Origin of the sequence: Limibacter armeniacum, from assembly GCF_036880985.1 — a bacterium.
GTDB lineage: Bacteria > Bacteroidota > Bacteroidia > Cytophagales > Flammeovirgaceae > Limibacter > Limibacter armeniacum.
On the sequence record NZ_JBAJNO010000008.1, the window covers coordinates 1,630,235 to 1,645,746 of the forward strand.

A 15,512-nucleotide genomic window follows, 5' to 3' on the forward strand; every position below is an offset into this window, starting at 1 on the left:
CAGTGTAATATTTTGAAAACCTGAATAGTACTGTCAATTATTGTAAGTGAAATGGGTATTCGCCATTGTTAGATTCTGCTGTTAAAAAAGGCTAAATAGCATTAAAATCAGCCAACAGATACTAAAATACCTCACAGCCTTTCTACCTTTGTATTAGAACCATTAGAATTTGGATCAATAAACTTTATGAAAAAATATATTCTGCTGCTTAGCTGTGCTTATGCTTTTTGGGGCTGTGACCAGGTTCAGCACATTTTTTCATCTGGTACTGAGGAAGGTGGAAAAGGCGCAACGCTTGCTAGAGTACACGATAAATACCTATATGAATCGGATGTAAATGAGATTCTTCCTGCCCGCATTTCTCAGGAAGATAGTGCCAATATTGTTGGAAGATATATCAATTCTTGGATTAATAGAGAGCTGATTCTCTCCGAAGCTGAAAAGAACCTTGTGATGGATGAGGCGGAGATGGAGAGACGTATGCAGGACTATAAGTTTCAGTTGCTGATGTATGCTTACGAGCGTAAGTACGTAGATGAGCATCTGGACACTACCGTGACTGATACGGAGATACAGGCTTATTATGATGAGAATGAAAAGGAATTTCTCCTGAAATCAAATATTGTAAGAGGCTTGTTTCTGAAATTTCCAAAGGAAGCACCAAAGTTGGACAAAGTTCAGAAATGGATGCGTTCATCGAAGGAAGAGGATAAGGAAGAGCTTAGATCTTTGTCGTACAGTTATGCCGATTTTGCACACCTGAATGATGAGGTTTGGCTTGACTTGGATGAACTCTTGTTCGGAACGCCATTTATGAAAAGCACTTCTGATAAGATTCAGGCATTGAAACGTAACAATTTCTGGTCTGCTGAAGATGGCAGTTATCAGTATTATTTCCTGATTGAAGAATACAAGATTATAGATCAGGTTTCTCCATTGCAATTTGTACAGGAGCAGGTGCGTGAGATTATCATTAACCGTCGAAAACTCCAGCTTGCTAGTGAGCTTGAAAAGAAACTTTATGACCAGGCGACTATAAATAAAGACTATGAGGTATATCGTTAAAGGGATATTTTTGGGATTGCTGCTGATTTTTTGTGGCAGCGTGACATTGTTGGCGCAGAAGAATGCTGTGGTTGACAAGATTGTGGCTAAAGTTGATAACCACATCATTTTACTTTCTGATATTGAAGGAGGCTATCAGCAGATGCTGGCAAATGGACAGTATCCACCCAACACACAAGAAGCTAAGTGTGAAATCCTGAAGCAGTTGATCATGACTAAGGTAATGTATGCCAAAGCACAGATCGACTCCGTTGAGGTAGATGATGCACAAGTGGAAGCTGAGCTTGATCAGCGTATGCAGTATTTTATATTGCAGGCAGGCTCTCAGGAGAAGCTGGAGCAAACACTTGGTTCATCTGTAGCTGACCTTAAAAATGACCTGAGAGAGCAGGTAAAAGAGCAGCAGACTGTTCAGAAGATGCAACGTGATATCTTAGCTGAGGTTAAGATTACACCTGCACAGGTAAAAGAGTACTTCAATAACATCCCTGAAGACAGTATTCCATTCCTTCCTGCCGAAGTAAAAGTAGGGCAGATCGTAATGGAGCCTGAAGTTAGTGAGTCTGAAAAAGAAAAAGTCAGAAAGAAACTGGTTGATATCAAGAAGAGAATCCAAGGTGGCGAAGACTTTGCCCTTATGGCTCAACAATATTCTGAAGACCCAGGGTCTGGCAGAAAAGGTGGAGACCTTGGTTGGCACGGTAGAGGTGAGTTAGTACCTGAATTTGAGGAAACAGCACTGACTATCGAAGAGGGAGAGATCGCAGATCCTATTGAGTCTGATTTTGGATATCACCTGATTCAGTTGCTTGAAAGACGTGGTAACCGCTTCCATGCAAGACACATCTTGGTTCGTCCGCAATCTAACACGCAGGATATGGATAGAGCTGTTGCCAAGTTGGACAGTGTAAGAAATCTTGTGATGGGGGATAGTTTGAGTTTTCCAGAGGCTGCTCAAGAGTATTCTTCAGACCAGTTGACTCGTGCAAACGCAGGTTATTTCAAAAACCAGTCAACAGGTAGCTCTTATGTTTCTACTGAAGAGCTTGATCCAGTTGTTTTCTTTACGGTTGATACGATGAAGGTAAACAACATGACGAAGCCAATGCGCTACAGAACTGATGACGGTAAAGAAGCTGTAAGAGTAATTTATTATAAAGACTATAAAAACCCTCATTACGCTAACCTGAAGGATGATTTCCAAAAACTTTATCAGGCAACCCTGAACAGTAAGAAAAATGAGATCCTTCAAAACTGGGTGAAAAAGGCAAGAAAAGATGTCTACATTGAAATTGATGAAGACTTTCAAGGATGCAGTTTCCTAGAGGAATTTAGGCAGTGATACTACTGTTTGTTAGTCGAAAAAAAATCCATCTTGTAATAAGGTGGATTTTTTTTGTCTTAAAGCTGTAAATCCTATAATTTGATAGTATTAATTCCAGTTGTGTCAAATATTGTACTTTGGTAATATTTAAAGTGAAATTGAACCGATAGTGTATGGTTTGATACGGCTTTTTGGAGATCAGAACCCTTTATTATCCTGTTGCAAATTTTAATCTGCAAAGGTTTCAAGGCTTCTTATCACGATTTTGAAATTTGTTCAGGTGAACTAGAACCAGTCATAAACATATGTCAGTACATTTTCAATCAGACAAAGAAGCAGCTGATGCGCTGCATGCCTCCTACAAAAGATTAAGAGAAGAGATCGGAAAGGTGATTGTAGGTCAGGACGAAACAGTCAAGTTAGTCTTGACATCCATCTTTTGCCAAGGTCACTCCCTGCTTGAAGGAGTTCCAGGGCTTGCGAAAACCCTGTTGATTCAAACTGTATCATCAGTGTTAGACATGGAGTTCAATAGAATCCAGTTTACACCTGACTTGATGCCTTCTGATATTCTTGGTGCGGAAACTATGGATAAGGATAGGCATTTTCACTTTGTGAAAGGTCCTATATTCTCCAATATTGTCTTGGCTGATGAAATCAACCGTACACCGCCAAAAACACAGTCAGCCCTGCTTGAAGCCATGCAGGAGTATTCTGTGACTATTGCCAATAAACACTTTGAGCTGCCTAAGCCGTTTTTTGTGTTGGCTACTCAAAACCCGATTGAGCAGGAAGGTACATATCCACTGCCTGAAGCGCAGCTTGACCGTTTTATCTTTAACATTACTCTTGATTATCCATCTTATCAGGATGAGGTCAACATTGTCAAGAATACAACTACAGATGTACGAGTTAAGCCTGATAAGGTACTGGGCAAAGAGGAGATTATCTATTTCCAGAACTTGGTAAGAAAGGTACCAATTGCTGACAATGTAGTAGAATATGCCGTGAAGCTGGTTGGTAAGACTCGTCCAAACTCTGAACATGCTTCGGATTTCTCAAACAAGTACCTTGATTGGGGGGCAGGTCCAAGAGCATCGCAGTTTTTGGTGTTAGCAGCAAAATGTAATGCACTGCTAAATGGCAAGTATTCTCCAGATATTGAGGATGTACAGGAAACAGCAACAGCTATCTTAAGACACAGAATTGTCAGGAACTTTAAGGCTGAAGCGGAAGGTATTTCAATAGAGGAAGTAGTGAAAAGGCTAATGTAGCCTATAATAGACATATAAAAGAAAAGCACTTTAGATTACATTTCTAAAGTGCTTTTCTGTTTTTATTGAGCTTCTGCTACTTCCTTAGCCAACTGATAGATAATATCAATTTGCTCTTCAATAGTGGTGTTGGTAGTGTCAACAATTCTAGCGTCTTGCGCGACTTTCAAAGGACCTTCTTTTCGAGTTGAGTCAAGGTGATCTCTGTTCTTTAAGTCTTCTAATACGTCCTCAAAGTTCACCTGCTCTCCTTTTGACTCGAGCTCTATCTGTCTTCTTTTAGCCCTAACTTCCACATCCGAAGTCATAAATACTTTCAGTTCAGCATTAGGGAATACGACAGTGCCGATGTCTCTACCATCCATGACGATGCCTTTTTCAGTACCCATTTTCTGCTGCTGATCTACAAGGAAGTGTCTTACTTCAGGAATAGAAGCGACATCACTCACCTTGGAAGTAATCTCCATTGTACGGATTTTGCTTTCAGCAGATTCACCATTCAGGTAGATTTCAATATTCCCAGTCACATCATTTATAGCAAACCTCAATGAAATTTCACCCAGTGCTTTCTTTACTTCCGTTATATCTTGAATATCAATTTTATTCTCCAGAATGTAATAAGTTGTAGCACGGTACATAGCACCAGTATCAATGTAAATGTAGTTCATCTTGCGTGCTACAGCTTTAGCCGTGGTACTTTTGCCACATCCTGCATGGCCATCAATGGCAATTATTATTTTTTTCATCTTAAATCAAGTTCTAAATGTAATTGTAGCTTTGGTTTAAAAGGGATAGGCGGGCAAAGATAAGGAAAACAATGAAGATATTGGAGTCGAAAATTCAACGCTGAAAAGGTAAGAGATCACTACAAGCTGGGTGATCTCTTTTTTTGAAAGGCTAATATTTGATACCTATTTTAGCGAACAAGAAACTCATCACCCAAGCAGGCCCTACCAACAGAAACTGTAAATCTTTCAGGAATGAAGGTTTTTTGCCCTCAACCTTATGGCCATAAAATTGGAATATCCATGAAACAATGAATATCACTAATGAAACCTGCCAAAGTGGGGCAAAAGTGGCTATATAGTGACAGCCTACGATGGAAACAGCAGATAGGATTGCCATGCCTATTGTAATAACCAATGAGAGTCTCATGTAAAACAGGATCAGTATCAATATGCTGAAAAGTGTCGCAAAATGTGCATATGGCAGTAGTTCAGGCATAGAAGTAGGTACAAGCCCCTTTAGGAAATCAGCAGGAATAGAAGCAACTAAACCCACAATGCTGAAGTAAATGAGTGGTACTGCTAAAAAGTGTATGGCTTTATTCAGACTGTTTTGGTGGCTTTCACCGTACTCGCTAAAAAGTTTATCAATCTTTCTCATAGTCATTGTTTAGATAGGTTATGGAATAGTTGTCATTATTACGTGTATTAATGTAAATATTTCAACATTACTTTCCATCATGATTGGTGAGAAATTATTCACTCAATATTGATATTCAGACACAAAAAAAACCGACTCTATTGAGTGTCGGCTTTTCCAGCTCCAAAATATTCAACAAATCATGTCTATCGCAATTACTAATCTTTATACGCTTACTGCTGCCAGGTCGTACTTTATTTTTCCGTCTACAAAAGTTTTTACTATCTCAAAGTCATTGTCTAGCAAGACAATGTCTGCTTTATATCCAGCTTCTAGTTTTCCAACATTTTCAAGGCCTAGACTCTGTGCCTGATTCCATCCTGTGGTCATAACCAGTTTCTCCAATGGGATATTAGTTAGCTGGTAAACGTTTCTTAGTCCTTCGTTAAACTTTAAGGTGCTACCAGCCAAGCTACCTGATTGAAGTCTAGCCTCTCCATTCGTCACTGTCACATCTAATCCGCCAATATCATATCTACCATCGTCCAACCATGCGGCTTCCATTGAGTCTGTAATCAGCATAAGGTTTTCAATTTTCTGTACTTTGAAAATCAGCTGAATCATATCAGGGCAAAGGTGAATCTTGTCACAAATAAGCTCTAGCTTGAGTTCATTGTCCATCAACCCAGCGCCAACCAAACCAATCTCACGGTGGTGCAGTGGCGTCATTTGGTTACAGAAGTGTGTCAGGTGTCTAAGGCCATTGCGTTTAGCCATCTTCAGCTCCTTGAAAGTAGCTTCAGTATGGGCTGCAGAGCACATGATTCCAAGATCAGTAGCCTCCTTCACAAACTCCATAGCACCTTCTTTCTCAACAGCTAATGATACAACTGCTACATCATACAAATCGTTGAGTTCCTTGATCTCAGCACTGTTGGGTAACCTGATGAAATCAGGGTTTTGGGCTCCTGCACACTTTTCATTAATGTAAGGGCCTTCAATATGTACTGCCGGTACCTTCGCATATTCGGGCTTTCGGGCATATTTAGCGACCGCTTTCATGGCCGCTTTCAAATCTTCCTGAGGGGCAGTAAGGGTAGTAGGTAAAAATGAGGTAACCCCTTCTTGTACCTTGGCTCTTGCATGTATGGCAATTGCCTCACTGTCTCCATGCATTACATCAGCACCTAAGGCACCGTGTGTATGTATATCAATAAACCCAGGCATGGCCATCAAACCTGTTCCATCAATCACCTCCGTTACATACGGTATGTCTTTTCCTGGACGATAGACCTTGATGATTTGGTCTCCGTCAATCAGGATAGAAGCTTCCGTAATATATAGGTCCGGTGATACGACAGTTACATTGTTGATCAGTTTCATTATTTGCTTGGATTTAATTGCGAATAATCATTTGTGATTGCTATTTGATACTAATTAAGTGAAAATAAAGGGAGCATGGTTTCACTGAAAATGGTGAGTTTTTGTTTTTGGAATGTAAAATACCTGAAAGCAGTGAGTAGGGGTTTTGCTTTATGTGGCTGAAAAAAGTGAAGGTGAATCACCAATAATTATGAAGCATTGAAAATTTGTGTTTTTTTAAGTCAAATTGTGGTGTAGAACATCAGAACAGAATTAGTAATAAAACTCATGTGAATTTGACTAAATCAGGTTGGGTGGTTAAGTATTATTATCCCGTAAAAATTGTAAACACCTTGAACCCGAAGGTATCTTTAATTTTAACCCTACCCATATTGATTTCATGTCAAACTTAAATCAAAAGAACTCTCACAATTGTTTTACATAAGGTAGTTTGACAAATATCCGTACAAGCGGTATTTACATTTTTAGCATTGCTGATTATGAAACAGGCACTCTTGCTATTATTGCTTTCCTTGTTTACCCTAGGAACAGTGATAGCTCAATCACCCAAAATAGATAGTCTGAAAGATCAACTTGTTGAAAGGAATGATCCAGACAAAATTGAAATTTATGTAGAAATGGCTTGGCTTAGCCGAGACATAGCACCAGGTGCTACAGTTGAGTATGGTGAAAAGGCTTTAGACCTTGCTAGCAATACAGGCAACCTTGAGCTAATACCCAAAATCCTCAACTTTATAGGGATTGGTTACAGAAACCAAGGTAACTACCCAATGGCATTGCAAAGTCACCGAGAGAGCTTGTTACAGGCAGAAGAAGTGGGGAACAAGGTACAAGCAGGGTATGCCTATATTAATATTGCCAACCTTTATTTCTTTCAGGGAAATAATCTTAAAACGCTTGAAAACTTAGCCGAAGCCCTGGAAGTATCTGAAGAATCCGGAGACAAGCGCTTGATGTCATACTGTACACAAAACCTAGGAAATGTCTACTTAGAAGAAGGAGACTACGGAACGGCTCTCAAGTATCAGCATCAGACATTAAAACTACGTGAAGAACTGGCAGATGAAGAGGGGATTGTCTCTGCTATGTACAGTATTGGTGATGTTTACTTGAAAAGAGGGGATTTGGACCGTGCCTTGGATTATTATCACAGTGGTATAGAAAAGGCTCAGGCGATTCATTATCCTATTATGGAGTATATGCTTTACCAGTCGATTGGTAAGGCCTACGTCATGATGCAAAGCGATGATACTAATCAAAAAGCACTAGCGTACTTATTGAAAGCCAAGGAAGGCTTTGCTTCTTTTGGTCGATCTGAGAAGGGACCTGATCTCTATGCTGATATTGCTGAAGTGCTAAAGAAAGAAGGTGAAGTGGATGAGGCAACCAAGTATGCACATGAAGGATTGCTGAATGCAAAACTTATAGGGCAACGGTCTGTAGAGCGTCGACTGATGGGAATGTTGGCAGCGCTCTATGAGGAGCAAGGAGATACCGCCAAAGCGCTTACATACCTGAATAATTATGTAACCTTGGATAAGGAGTTGGATAACCGAGAGCAGATCAGTAAGCAGAATAGGTTACAAACCAATATGGCGCTTACAGAAAAGGAAAGAGAGATAATACGGCTTGAAAGTAAAAACAGTCGTGTATTGTCTGAGCTGAAAGCTCAGCAACTGATCCTATTACTGTTGGGGCTAGGATTGGTAACGTTGACGCTATTTGGTATTTACATTTTTCGATCTAGGAAAAGAACCGAGGAGTTCAATGCTCGATTGGTTTTACAGAATAGACAGATTGAAAGTCAAAAGAGTCATATCGCCGAGGTCAATACTGAATTGGAAAAGAAATACAGTGAACTGAAGACTACGATGGGGCGACTGAAAACAGCCCATAAACAACTATTGGAGGCAGAGAAGATGGTATTGTTAGGACAGTTGACTGAAAATATTACCCATGAGGTAATGGTGCCGGTCAACTTTATAGCCGAAAAATTGCCTCCTTTAAGACAAGATATCCAACATGTAATTGCACTCTTGGCCATGTACAAGGAGCTGACTCCTCAAAATGCAGCGGAGATTTTGAAACGTATTCATGAAATGGAGCAATCCATGGACCTTAACTACTCGATTGATGAGATTGACCAGTTGATTGAAGGAATCGAAAAAGGAACCATCAGGACTCAGGAGATCGTCAATGGGTTGGGGAGCTACACCAAGATGGATAACCTCAAATGGAAGGATGCTGATGTGCATGATATAATAGTAGCAACATTGAGACTGCTAAGAAGGAGAAGCCATGAGCATATTCCAGTAATCAAGCATTTTGCCTCTGATTTGCCACTTTTACGTTGTATACCAGGAAAAGTCAGTCAGGTGATGATGAATATCGTGGACAATGCTTATCAGGCCTTGGAAGGAAAGCAGGATGGGAAAATAGAGATATTTACAGGACTAGTAGAAGGCACCCATGAAGGTGAAGATGACTTTATCTATATCAGGATAAAGGATAATGGTGTCGGCATGTCAGAATATACCCAAAAGCACTTGTTTGAGCCATTTTACTCCACAAAAGAGATTGGAAAAGGCGTTGGATTGGGGTTAGCGATCTCTTATGGGATTATTGAAGAGCATCATGGCAAAGTGAAAGTGTCCTCTCATCAAGGAGTTGGTACCGAGATTACCATCTATTTTCCGGTTTCAGGTGAATAACAGAAATCCCTCATGAATTGAGGGATTTCTGTTGTATATCAATTTTCTTTTTTTAAAATATCCGCAACTTTTTTAAGTCCTTTGGTTGCAACATCTTCGATAAAGAAGAGGTCTGGGGTAGGCGGGAATTCCGTTTTTTGAGGATTGACCACATATATTGGAACTCCTGGGTTCGTCATAAATGCCAAACTTGCGGCAGGGTAAACGAGCATTGAAGTTCCGACCACAATCAGGAAGTCAGATTGCTTGACTACTTTTTCAGCTTCAAACATCATAGGAACTGCTTCCCCAAACCAAACAATATGTGGCCTGAGTTGTGAGCCTTTTTCACAACAGTCACCCATCTTGATTTCCCAGCCTTCTACATCGTAGATAAGTGTTTCATCATAAGTGCTTCGGGCTTTGAACAGTTCCCCATGTAGGTGAATGACATTCGTTGATCCAGCTCTTTCATGTAAGTTGTCTACATTTTGCGTAATGATGGTTACATCGAATTCTGCTTCAAGATCTGCTAAAACCTTGTGACCGTCATTAGGGAAAACCTCCAATGCCTTTTTCCTTCTTTCATTATAAAACTGTTGCACAAGGGTGGGATTACGATGCCAAGCCTCGGGAGTGGCGACATCCTCTACACGGTGTCCTTCCCAAAGTCCATCAGCACCCCTGAAAGTAGGAATGCCACTTTCTGCACTGATACCCGCGCCTGATAGTACGGTAAGTTTTTTCTTCTGAGTCATGGAGTTTTTGGTTGAATGTGATCAAGTATTTCTTTTAATGGCCAACTAAATTTAGTGAATCAGTCAAAAATATAGGAGGAAAACACAACTTTACCCCACTAATCGTTAATTTCGCGATTTTAAGAGACAGATAGAGCTTTTAAGCATTTCGAGAAATGAAATCGAAGAAAAACTATGAAACACTGGATTGAAGCGGCTAGACCTAGAACTTTACCTTTGGCATTGGCTAGTATTGGAATGGGCAGCTTTTTGGCAGCTGGACAAGGCGCATTTAGTTGGGATATTTTTGTACTGTGTAGTTTGACGACTATCCTGTTGCAGGTTTTGTCAAACTTTGCCAACGATTATGGAGATTCCATTCATGGTGCTGACAGTCAAGATAGGGAAGGACCAAGCAGGGCAGTACAATCTGGAGTGATCACATCTACTGGCATGCGCAATGCCGTTATTCTTTTCTCAATATTATCATTGGTTTGTGGTTTATCATTACTCTATGTTAGCCTGAGTAACTGGAATGAGTTTTTAGGTTTCCTAGGGCTGGGCGTTCTAAGTATTATCGCTGCAATCACCTACACAGCTGGTAAAAAACCTTATGGTTATGCAGGGTTGGGGGATATTTCGGTGATCATATTCTTTGGTTTGGTAGGTGTATTGGGTACGCTCTATCTTTATACCAAATCATTTGATTGGGTTTATGTGTTGCCGGCGATAAGCTCAGGCTTGTTTGCAACTGGTGTATTGAATGTCAACAATATTAGGGATATCGAATCAGATATAAAGGCAGGGAAGAAGTCAGTACCTGTCCGATTGGGTAGAGAGGCTGCGGTTTGGTACCACAAGTTTTTGTTGAACGGAGGGATGATTTGTGCCGTGGTGTTTACGATGCTAGATTTTAGAAGCGGATGGCAGCTAATGTTTTTGGTGACTTTACCGCTATTGAGGAAAAATGAAAAAGCAGTAAGAACATTAACGAAACCGTCTGAACTGGATCCATACCTGAAGCAGATGGCTATGACGTCTTTACTGTTTATGCTGACATTTGGAGCAGGTTACGTATTGTCCCGTTAAGACAGATAACAGTTTATATAAAATCAAAATAAAAGCTCTACAAGGACTCATCCATGATTCCTTTGTAGAGCTTTTTTGTTAGTTAAGTTTAGTAAAGTGGTGATAATGGGTATAGATCAAGTTAAACGTAATATTTTATTTGCTTTCAGAAGGAGTGTATTGAGCAATTGATTCCTTCTGTTCATTAGTCTTGATACGTTTTGTTTCAATGGCATAAGTAATGGTGTTCGCAGAAACAGTTATGCCATTAAATGTGATTTTTTCATTTGTGCCATCTGTATAGGCTTTGATGATATTATTAGCCCAGTCTATTTCTATCTTCGGAGCTTGTATTTTATAGTCGCTTCCCTCGATATAAGCATTGCCCACAAGTTCAAGCACTTTTTCCCTCACATCGAAATGGGACTCCTTGCTGTGATAATATGGAGGAGTCGTGTCATCCTTCACAGGGGAGATGGCAAAAGATTGAACTGTAATCAATAAGGCGAATGCTGCAAGCGTGAGTTTATTCATAACCAATTTCATTATTCTTATATTTCTATTGAAGAATTTCAAGTCGTACGATTAGATAAACATGAATGCGTTGTCAAAAGGTTCATTTAAAAGTCAGATTAAAGTTTTAATAGACTTTATTAATTTTCTTTAACTGAATATTCAGCTGTTTTTCCATATTATGTATTGATAAACAGCTCTTTGTTTAAAGATATTAAGATAGTATTGTGTTATTTTTATTTTCTTCTCAAAAGAATATTGTAATGAATTCAACTTTTTTAGTGTAAAAGTCCTATAATCGCCTATATTTGCGATTGATTATGAAAACATCTTCTCAAGACATATCGAAAATTCTGAAGCACGTAGTGCTGGTAATGCTGATTTTGCTGTCAGCATCAGCAGATATGCTATGTCAACAGGTAAGTGTTGAGGCAAGAAAGGTGGTAAGTCAGATGAATACTCAGGATGAGACTGAAGACGACGCAACCAATTCTGATAATGATGTTTTTGTAAAGGCACAAACTACAAAAGCGACTGTTCCCGCATCCTTGCAGGTGGACTTGGTGCGTATCGCCCATGAAGTGGAAGTCGTAGTTTATGAATCAGTATTGATTGAGGAGCCTGTTCAGATGCTGGTGCATCCAACACTATTGGACTATTATCAGCGATTGTTCAGTTACTATATTGTCGCCAACGCTCCATAATTTTTTCCCTTTCTATTTGGAACCACTTTTTATGGTCTCCATACCTTATCTCTTTTCCAATTATTTTATTGAATAGAGTATCATGCATCTCACAGTTGAGTGAGGCTGCTTGCTATACATCACAGAGATGAATTTGCTTGCTGAAGATAAGATTACTTCAGTTTGCAGGTGCTGATCTTTGTAAGACTTATTTCAACATCTATATATCCAAACAAAACACAGTTTAACTATTACTGATCATGAAAAACAGAGGCGGAATTATTTTGCTGGCGGTGATCGTAACAGCGTTCTGTTTGTTTGATTTGTCTTTCACATACGTTTCTAGACAAATCAACAATGATGCAGAAGCTTACGCTACCGATTCAGAGGGACATTTCAACTATTTCAAGAAGCAATCATACGTAGACTCGTTATGGAACGAGCCGGTATACAACTTCTTGGGAGTGAAAGAATATACACTTCGTGAAGTGAAAGAAAAAGAGCTTGCTCTGGGGCTTGACCTTCAAGGTGGTATGCACGTTATCTTGGAAGTTTCTCCAACAGATATCGTAAAAACACTGGCAGGTAACAACGTTGACAAAGCGTTTGAAACAGCATTGGAAAATGCAGTAAAAGAGCAGAGAAACAGCCAAGATAACTTCACTGACCTGTTCTTTAACGAGCTGGATGCTCAGGCTCCAGGTAAGTCATATGCTGAATACTTTGCTACTGCAGCTAACAAAGGTAAAGTAAGCTTTAACTCTTCAAACACTGAGGTGAAAAGAGTAATCGAGGCAGAAGTAAATGATGCTGTAGATAGAGCTTTCCAAATTGTAAGAACTCGTATTGACCAGTTTGGTGTAACTCAGCCAAACATCCAGAAGATCCAAGGTACAAGCCGTATCCAAATTGAGCTTCCAGGTGTTGACTCTCCTGAGCGTGTAAGAAAGCTGTTGCAAGGTGTTGCAAAGCTTGAGTTTATGGAAGTGTGGACTCCACAAGAAGCTACTCAGCACTTGGTAAGACTTAACGATACTTGGGTTAAGAAGCACAAAGCTGAGGAAACATTGGCTCCTAAGACTGAGGAGAAAGTAGAAGAGAAAAAAGGTTCTGAGTCTGATCTGTTCGAAGGTGCTGAAGGTGATTCAGCTACAGTAGCTGAGGCTGACTCTGCAAAGACTGAGGAAACTGCGGTTTCTCCACTGTTCGAATATGCTAAAGGTGGTTTGATCTACTCACTTGAGGACACTGCAAAAGTGAACGAAATGTTGAGAGACCCACAAGTGAAAGAACTGATTCCTTCAGACCTTGAGTTTGCTTGGGAAAACAAAGGTTTTGAGGCAGGTGAAGGTCAGGAGTTGATCAGACTTTACACTCTGAAAAGAGGTAGAAAGTCAGGTCTGACAGGTGATGCTATCGCTGATGCAAGACAAAGCTTTGACCAGAATGGTCGTCCTGCAATTTCTATGTCAATGAACGTAGAAGGTGCTAAGAAGTGGAAAAGAATCACAGCTTCTAACTTGGGTAACCCAATCGCAATCGTATTGGATAATAGAGTTTACTCTGCACCTACAGTACAGTCTGAGATCGGTGACGGTCGTTCAGAGATCACAGGTAACTTCACTGCTGAAGAAGCAAAAGACTTGGCTAACATCCTGAAAGCGGGTAAACTTCCTGCTCCAACTAGAATCGTTGAGGAAGTGGTTGTAGGTCCTTCACTGGGTGAAGTAGCACAGAATCAAGGTCTGACTTCAATCGTAGTAGGTTTGGCACTGGTAGTGCTGTTTATGATTGCTTACTACTCTAAAGGTGGTTTGATTGCTGACCTTGCGTTGGTGGCAAACATCTTCTTTATCTTCGGTATCCTTGCTGAGCTGGGTGCTGCTTTGACATTGCCAGGTATTGCAGGTATCGTACTGACAATCGGTATGTCGATTGACGCCAACGTACTGATTTTTGAGCGTGTACGTGAGGAAATGAGAAAGGGTCTTCCATTGGTGGACGCTGTTAAGACTGGTTACGACAGAGCATTCTGGACGATCTTTGATGCCAACCTGACTACTTTGCTGACAGGTTTCATGCTTTATACATTCGGTACAGGACCAATCAAAGGTTTCGCAGTAACATTGATGATCGGTATTGTATGTTCATTCTTCTCTGCGGTATTCTTGACTAAAGAGGTTGTAGCTTACTTGGTAGCTAAGAAAGGTAACGATGCAAAACTGTCGTTCTCGTCTCCAATTTCATCGAAAGTAAAAGACCTGAACTTCGATTTCATCAAGGGTAGAAAAATTGCTTACATAATTTCAATCGTAACAATCGTTGCTGGTGCTGCAGTAATGGCGACTAACGGTCTTAACCTTGGTGTAGACTTCAAAGGTGGTCGTTCTTATATCGTTCAGTTCTCTCAAGAAGTAACTCCATCAAAACTGGAAGGTACACTTGACAAAGCACTGAAATCAGCTGACGTAAAAACTTACGGTTCTGAAGACGTTCTGAAAATTACTACTGCTTACCTGATCGATGAGGAGTCTGCTGAAGCGGATGCAGAAGTAAAAGATGCGTTGGTAAAAGCTATTGAGTCTCACACAGGTGATAAGTTCTCTAATGCTAAGAATGCATCTGAAGGAACATTTATCATTTCTTCAAGCTCTAAAGTAGGAGCAACGATTGCGGATGATATCGCTAAAGGTGCGGAAGAGGCTGTAGTGTTCTCACTGTTGGCAATCTTCTTCTACGTTTGGGTACGATTCAGCAACTGGCAGTTTGGTCTGGGTGCAGTAGCTGCCCTATTCCACGACGTTCTGATTGTAATCGCAATCTTCGCTATTGCTACATTGCTAGGTGCACCATTTGAGGTTGACCAAGTATTCGTGGCAGCGATCCTGACAATCGTAGGTTACTCAATCAACGATACCGTGGTAGTATTTGACCACGTGCGTGAACACCTTGCTGAAAACAAAGGAACTTCACTGAAAGATACTTTCAACAAGGCAATCAACAATACGTTGAACCGTACGTTAATCACATCACTGACTACCTTGCTAGTAATCGTGATCCTGTTGATCTTCGGTGGTGAAGTATTGAGAGGTTTCTCATTCTCTATGATGGTAGGTATCTTGGTAGGTACATACTCTTCAGTATTCATTGCATCTTCAATTGTTTATGATACAAACAAGAAGTTCAACGTGAAAACTGGTGACAAGAAAGAGTCAGCTAATGCATAAGTGGATTAGCTTATAGATAAAGAAAACCCGAGGGAAACCTCGGGTTTTCTTGTTTTGGAGCTTTTGTAATAGGAGGTAAGTGTTTAGTTAAGCAGATGTATCATTGAAATTGGAAGTTTAAAACGCTTCAATGATTTATAGGTTCAACTCCTTTGGAGTTGGATAAATGGATTTACTTATACC

General features: G+C 40.2%; 12 protein-coding genes. 7 read left to right on the plus strand and 5 right to left on the minus strand.

The features are described from left to right. Positions 1-186 precede the first annotated feature (186 nt). The 3 genes from V6R21_RS12760 (at position 187) to V6R21_RS12770 (ending at position 3,663) form a co-directional block, all read left to right on the plus strand. Complete coding sequence (locus V6R21_RS12760) at positions 187-1,065, plus strand: peptidylprolyl isomerase (RefSeq protein WP_334244005.1); 879 nt, start codon at positions 187-189, stop codon at positions 1,063-1,065. Beyond that, entirely contained in the window at positions 1,049-2,407 is a 1,359-nt protein-coding gene (locus V6R21_RS12765; protein WP_334244006.1) for a peptidylprolyl isomerase, read from the plus strand. The genes V6R21_RS12760 and V6R21_RS12765 overlap by 17 nt, the downstream gene beginning before the upstream one ends. Positions 2,408-2,694: 287 nt before the next feature. Next, positions 2,695-3,663 carry an AAA family ATPase gene (locus V6R21_RS12770; RefSeq protein WP_334244007.1) on the plus strand — a complete coding sequence of 323 codons (969 nt, stop codon included), beginning with the start codon at positions 2,695-2,697 and terminating at the stop codon, positions 3,661-3,663. Positions 3,664-3,725: 62 nt separating this feature from the next. On the opposite strand, the gene cmk is transcribed toward V6R21_RS12770, so the two are convergent. The 3 genes from cmk to nagA form a co-directional block, all read right to left on the minus strand. Beyond that, complete coding sequence (cmk, locus tag V6R21_RS12775; RefSeq protein ID WP_334244008.1) at positions 3,726-4,409, minus strand: (d)CMP kinase; 684 nt, start codon at positions 4,407-4,409, stop codon at positions 3,726-3,728. A gap of 151 nt (positions 4,410-4,560) precedes the next feature. Then, positions 4,561-5,049: an Mpo1 family 2-hydroxy fatty acid dioxygenase gene (locus tag V6R21_RS12780; RefSeq protein WP_334244009.1), complete on the minus strand. Its 489-nt coding sequence runs from the start codon at positions 5,047-5,049 to the stop codon at positions 4,561-4,563. Between the two features lie 204 nt (positions 5,050-5,253). Continuing rightward, positions 5,254-6,411: an N-acetylglucosamine-6-phosphate deacetylase gene (nagA, locus tag V6R21_RS12785; RefSeq protein WP_334244010.1), complete on the minus strand. Its 1,158-nt coding sequence runs from the start codon at positions 6,409-6,411 to the stop codon at positions 5,254-5,256. Between the two features lie 479 nt (positions 6,412-6,890). Between nagA and V6R21_RS12790 the strand changes: the two genes are divergently transcribed. Further along, positions 6,891-9,122: a tetratricopeptide repeat protein gene (locus V6R21_RS12790; protein WP_334244011.1), complete on the plus strand. Its 2,232-nt coding sequence runs from the start codon at positions 6,891-6,893 to the stop codon at positions 9,120-9,122. A 38-nt stretch (positions 9,123-9,160) separates the two neighbouring features. Here the strand turns inward: V6R21_RS12790 and V6R21_RS12795 are convergent, their stop codons facing one another. Next, positions 9,161-9,859, minus strand: a complete 699-nt coding sequence (locus V6R21_RS12795) for an SIR2 family NAD-dependent protein deacylase (RefSeq protein WP_334244012.1) — start codon at positions 9,857-9,859, stop codon at positions 9,161-9,163. 174 nt (positions 9,860-10,033) lie between these two features. On the opposite strand from V6R21_RS12795, the gene V6R21_RS12800 reads away from it, so the two are divergent. Next, on the plus strand, positions 10,034-10,927 hold the full coding sequence (locus V6R21_RS12800; RefSeq protein WP_334244013.1) for a 1,4-dihydroxy-2-naphthoate polyprenyltransferase: 894 nt from the start codon (positions 10,034-10,036) through the stop codon (positions 10,925-10,927). 135 nt (positions 10,928-11,062) lie between these two features. Here the strand turns inward: V6R21_RS12800 and V6R21_RS12805 are convergent, their stop codons facing one another. Beyond that, a complete protein-coding gene (locus tag V6R21_RS12805; RefSeq protein ID WP_334244014.1) occupies positions 11,063-11,440 on the minus strand; it encodes a hypothetical protein in 378 nt (125 codons plus the stop codon). A gap of 299 nt (positions 11,441-11,739) precedes the next feature. On the opposite strand from V6R21_RS12805, the gene V6R21_RS12810 reads away from it, so the two are divergent. Together V6R21_RS12810 and secDF are read left to right on the plus strand one after the other, a co-directional pair. Beyond that, positions 11,740-12,123: a hypothetical protein gene (locus V6R21_RS12810; protein WP_334244015.1), complete on the plus strand. Its 384-nt coding sequence runs from the start codon at positions 11,740-11,742 to the stop codon at positions 12,121-12,123. Between the two features lie 239 nt (positions 12,124-12,362). Then, positions 12,363-15,329, plus strand: a complete 2,967-nt coding sequence (gene secDF, locus V6R21_RS12815) for a protein translocase subunit SecDF (RefSeq protein ID WP_334244016.1) — start codon at positions 12,363-12,365, stop codon at positions 15,327-15,329. The last annotated feature ends 183 nt before the right edge of the window (positions 15,330-15,512 follow it).

What these genes read in the sequence shown, in the direction of transcription:
- V6R21_RS12760 (WP_334244005.1), top strand. Translation starts at nt 187, where the DNA reads ATGAAAAAATATATTCTGCTGCTTAGCTGTGCTTATGCTTTTTGGGGC.
- V6R21_RS12765 (WP_334244006.1), top strand. Translation starts at nt 1,049, where the DNA reads ATGAGGTATATCGTTAAAGGGATATTTTTGGGATTGCTGCTGATTTTT.
- V6R21_RS12770 (WP_334244007.1), top strand. Translation starts at nt 2,695, where the DNA reads ATGTCAGTACATTTTCAATCAGACAAAGAAGCAGCTGATGCGCTGCAT.
- cmk (WP_334244008.1), bottom strand. Translation starts at nt 4,409, where the DNA reads ATGAAAAAAATAATAATTGCCATTGATGGCCATGCAGGATGTGGCAAA.
- V6R21_RS12780 (WP_334244009.1), bottom strand. Translation starts at nt 5,049, where the DNA reads ATGAGAAAGATTGATAAACTTTTTAGCGAGTACGGTGAAAGCCACCAA.
- nagA (WP_334244010.1), bottom strand. Translation starts at nt 6,411, where the DNA reads ATGAAACTGATCAACAATGTAACTGTCGTATCACCGGACCTATATATT.
- V6R21_RS12790 (WP_334244011.1), top strand. Translation starts at nt 6,891, where the DNA reads ATGAAACAGGCACTCTTGCTATTATTGCTTTCCTTGTTTACCCTAGGA.
- V6R21_RS12795 (WP_334244012.1), bottom strand. Translation starts at nt 9,859, where the DNA reads ATGACTCAGAAGAAAAAACTTACCGTACTATCAGGCGCGGGTATCAGT.
- V6R21_RS12800 (WP_334244013.1), top strand. Translation starts at nt 10,034, where the DNA reads ATGAAACACTGGATTGAAGCGGCTAGACCTAGAACTTTACCTTTGGCA.
- V6R21_RS12805 (WP_334244014.1), bottom strand. Translation starts at nt 11,440, where the DNA reads ATGAATAAACTCACGCTTGCAGCATTCGCCTTATTGATTACAGTTCAA.
- V6R21_RS12810 (WP_334244015.1), top strand. Translation starts at nt 11,740, where the DNA reads ATGAAAACATCTTCTCAAGACATATCGAAAATTCTGAAGCACGTAGTG.
- secDF (WP_334244016.1), top strand. Translation starts at nt 12,363, where the DNA reads ATGAAAAACAGAGGCGGAATTATTTTGCTGGCGGTGATCGTAACAGCG.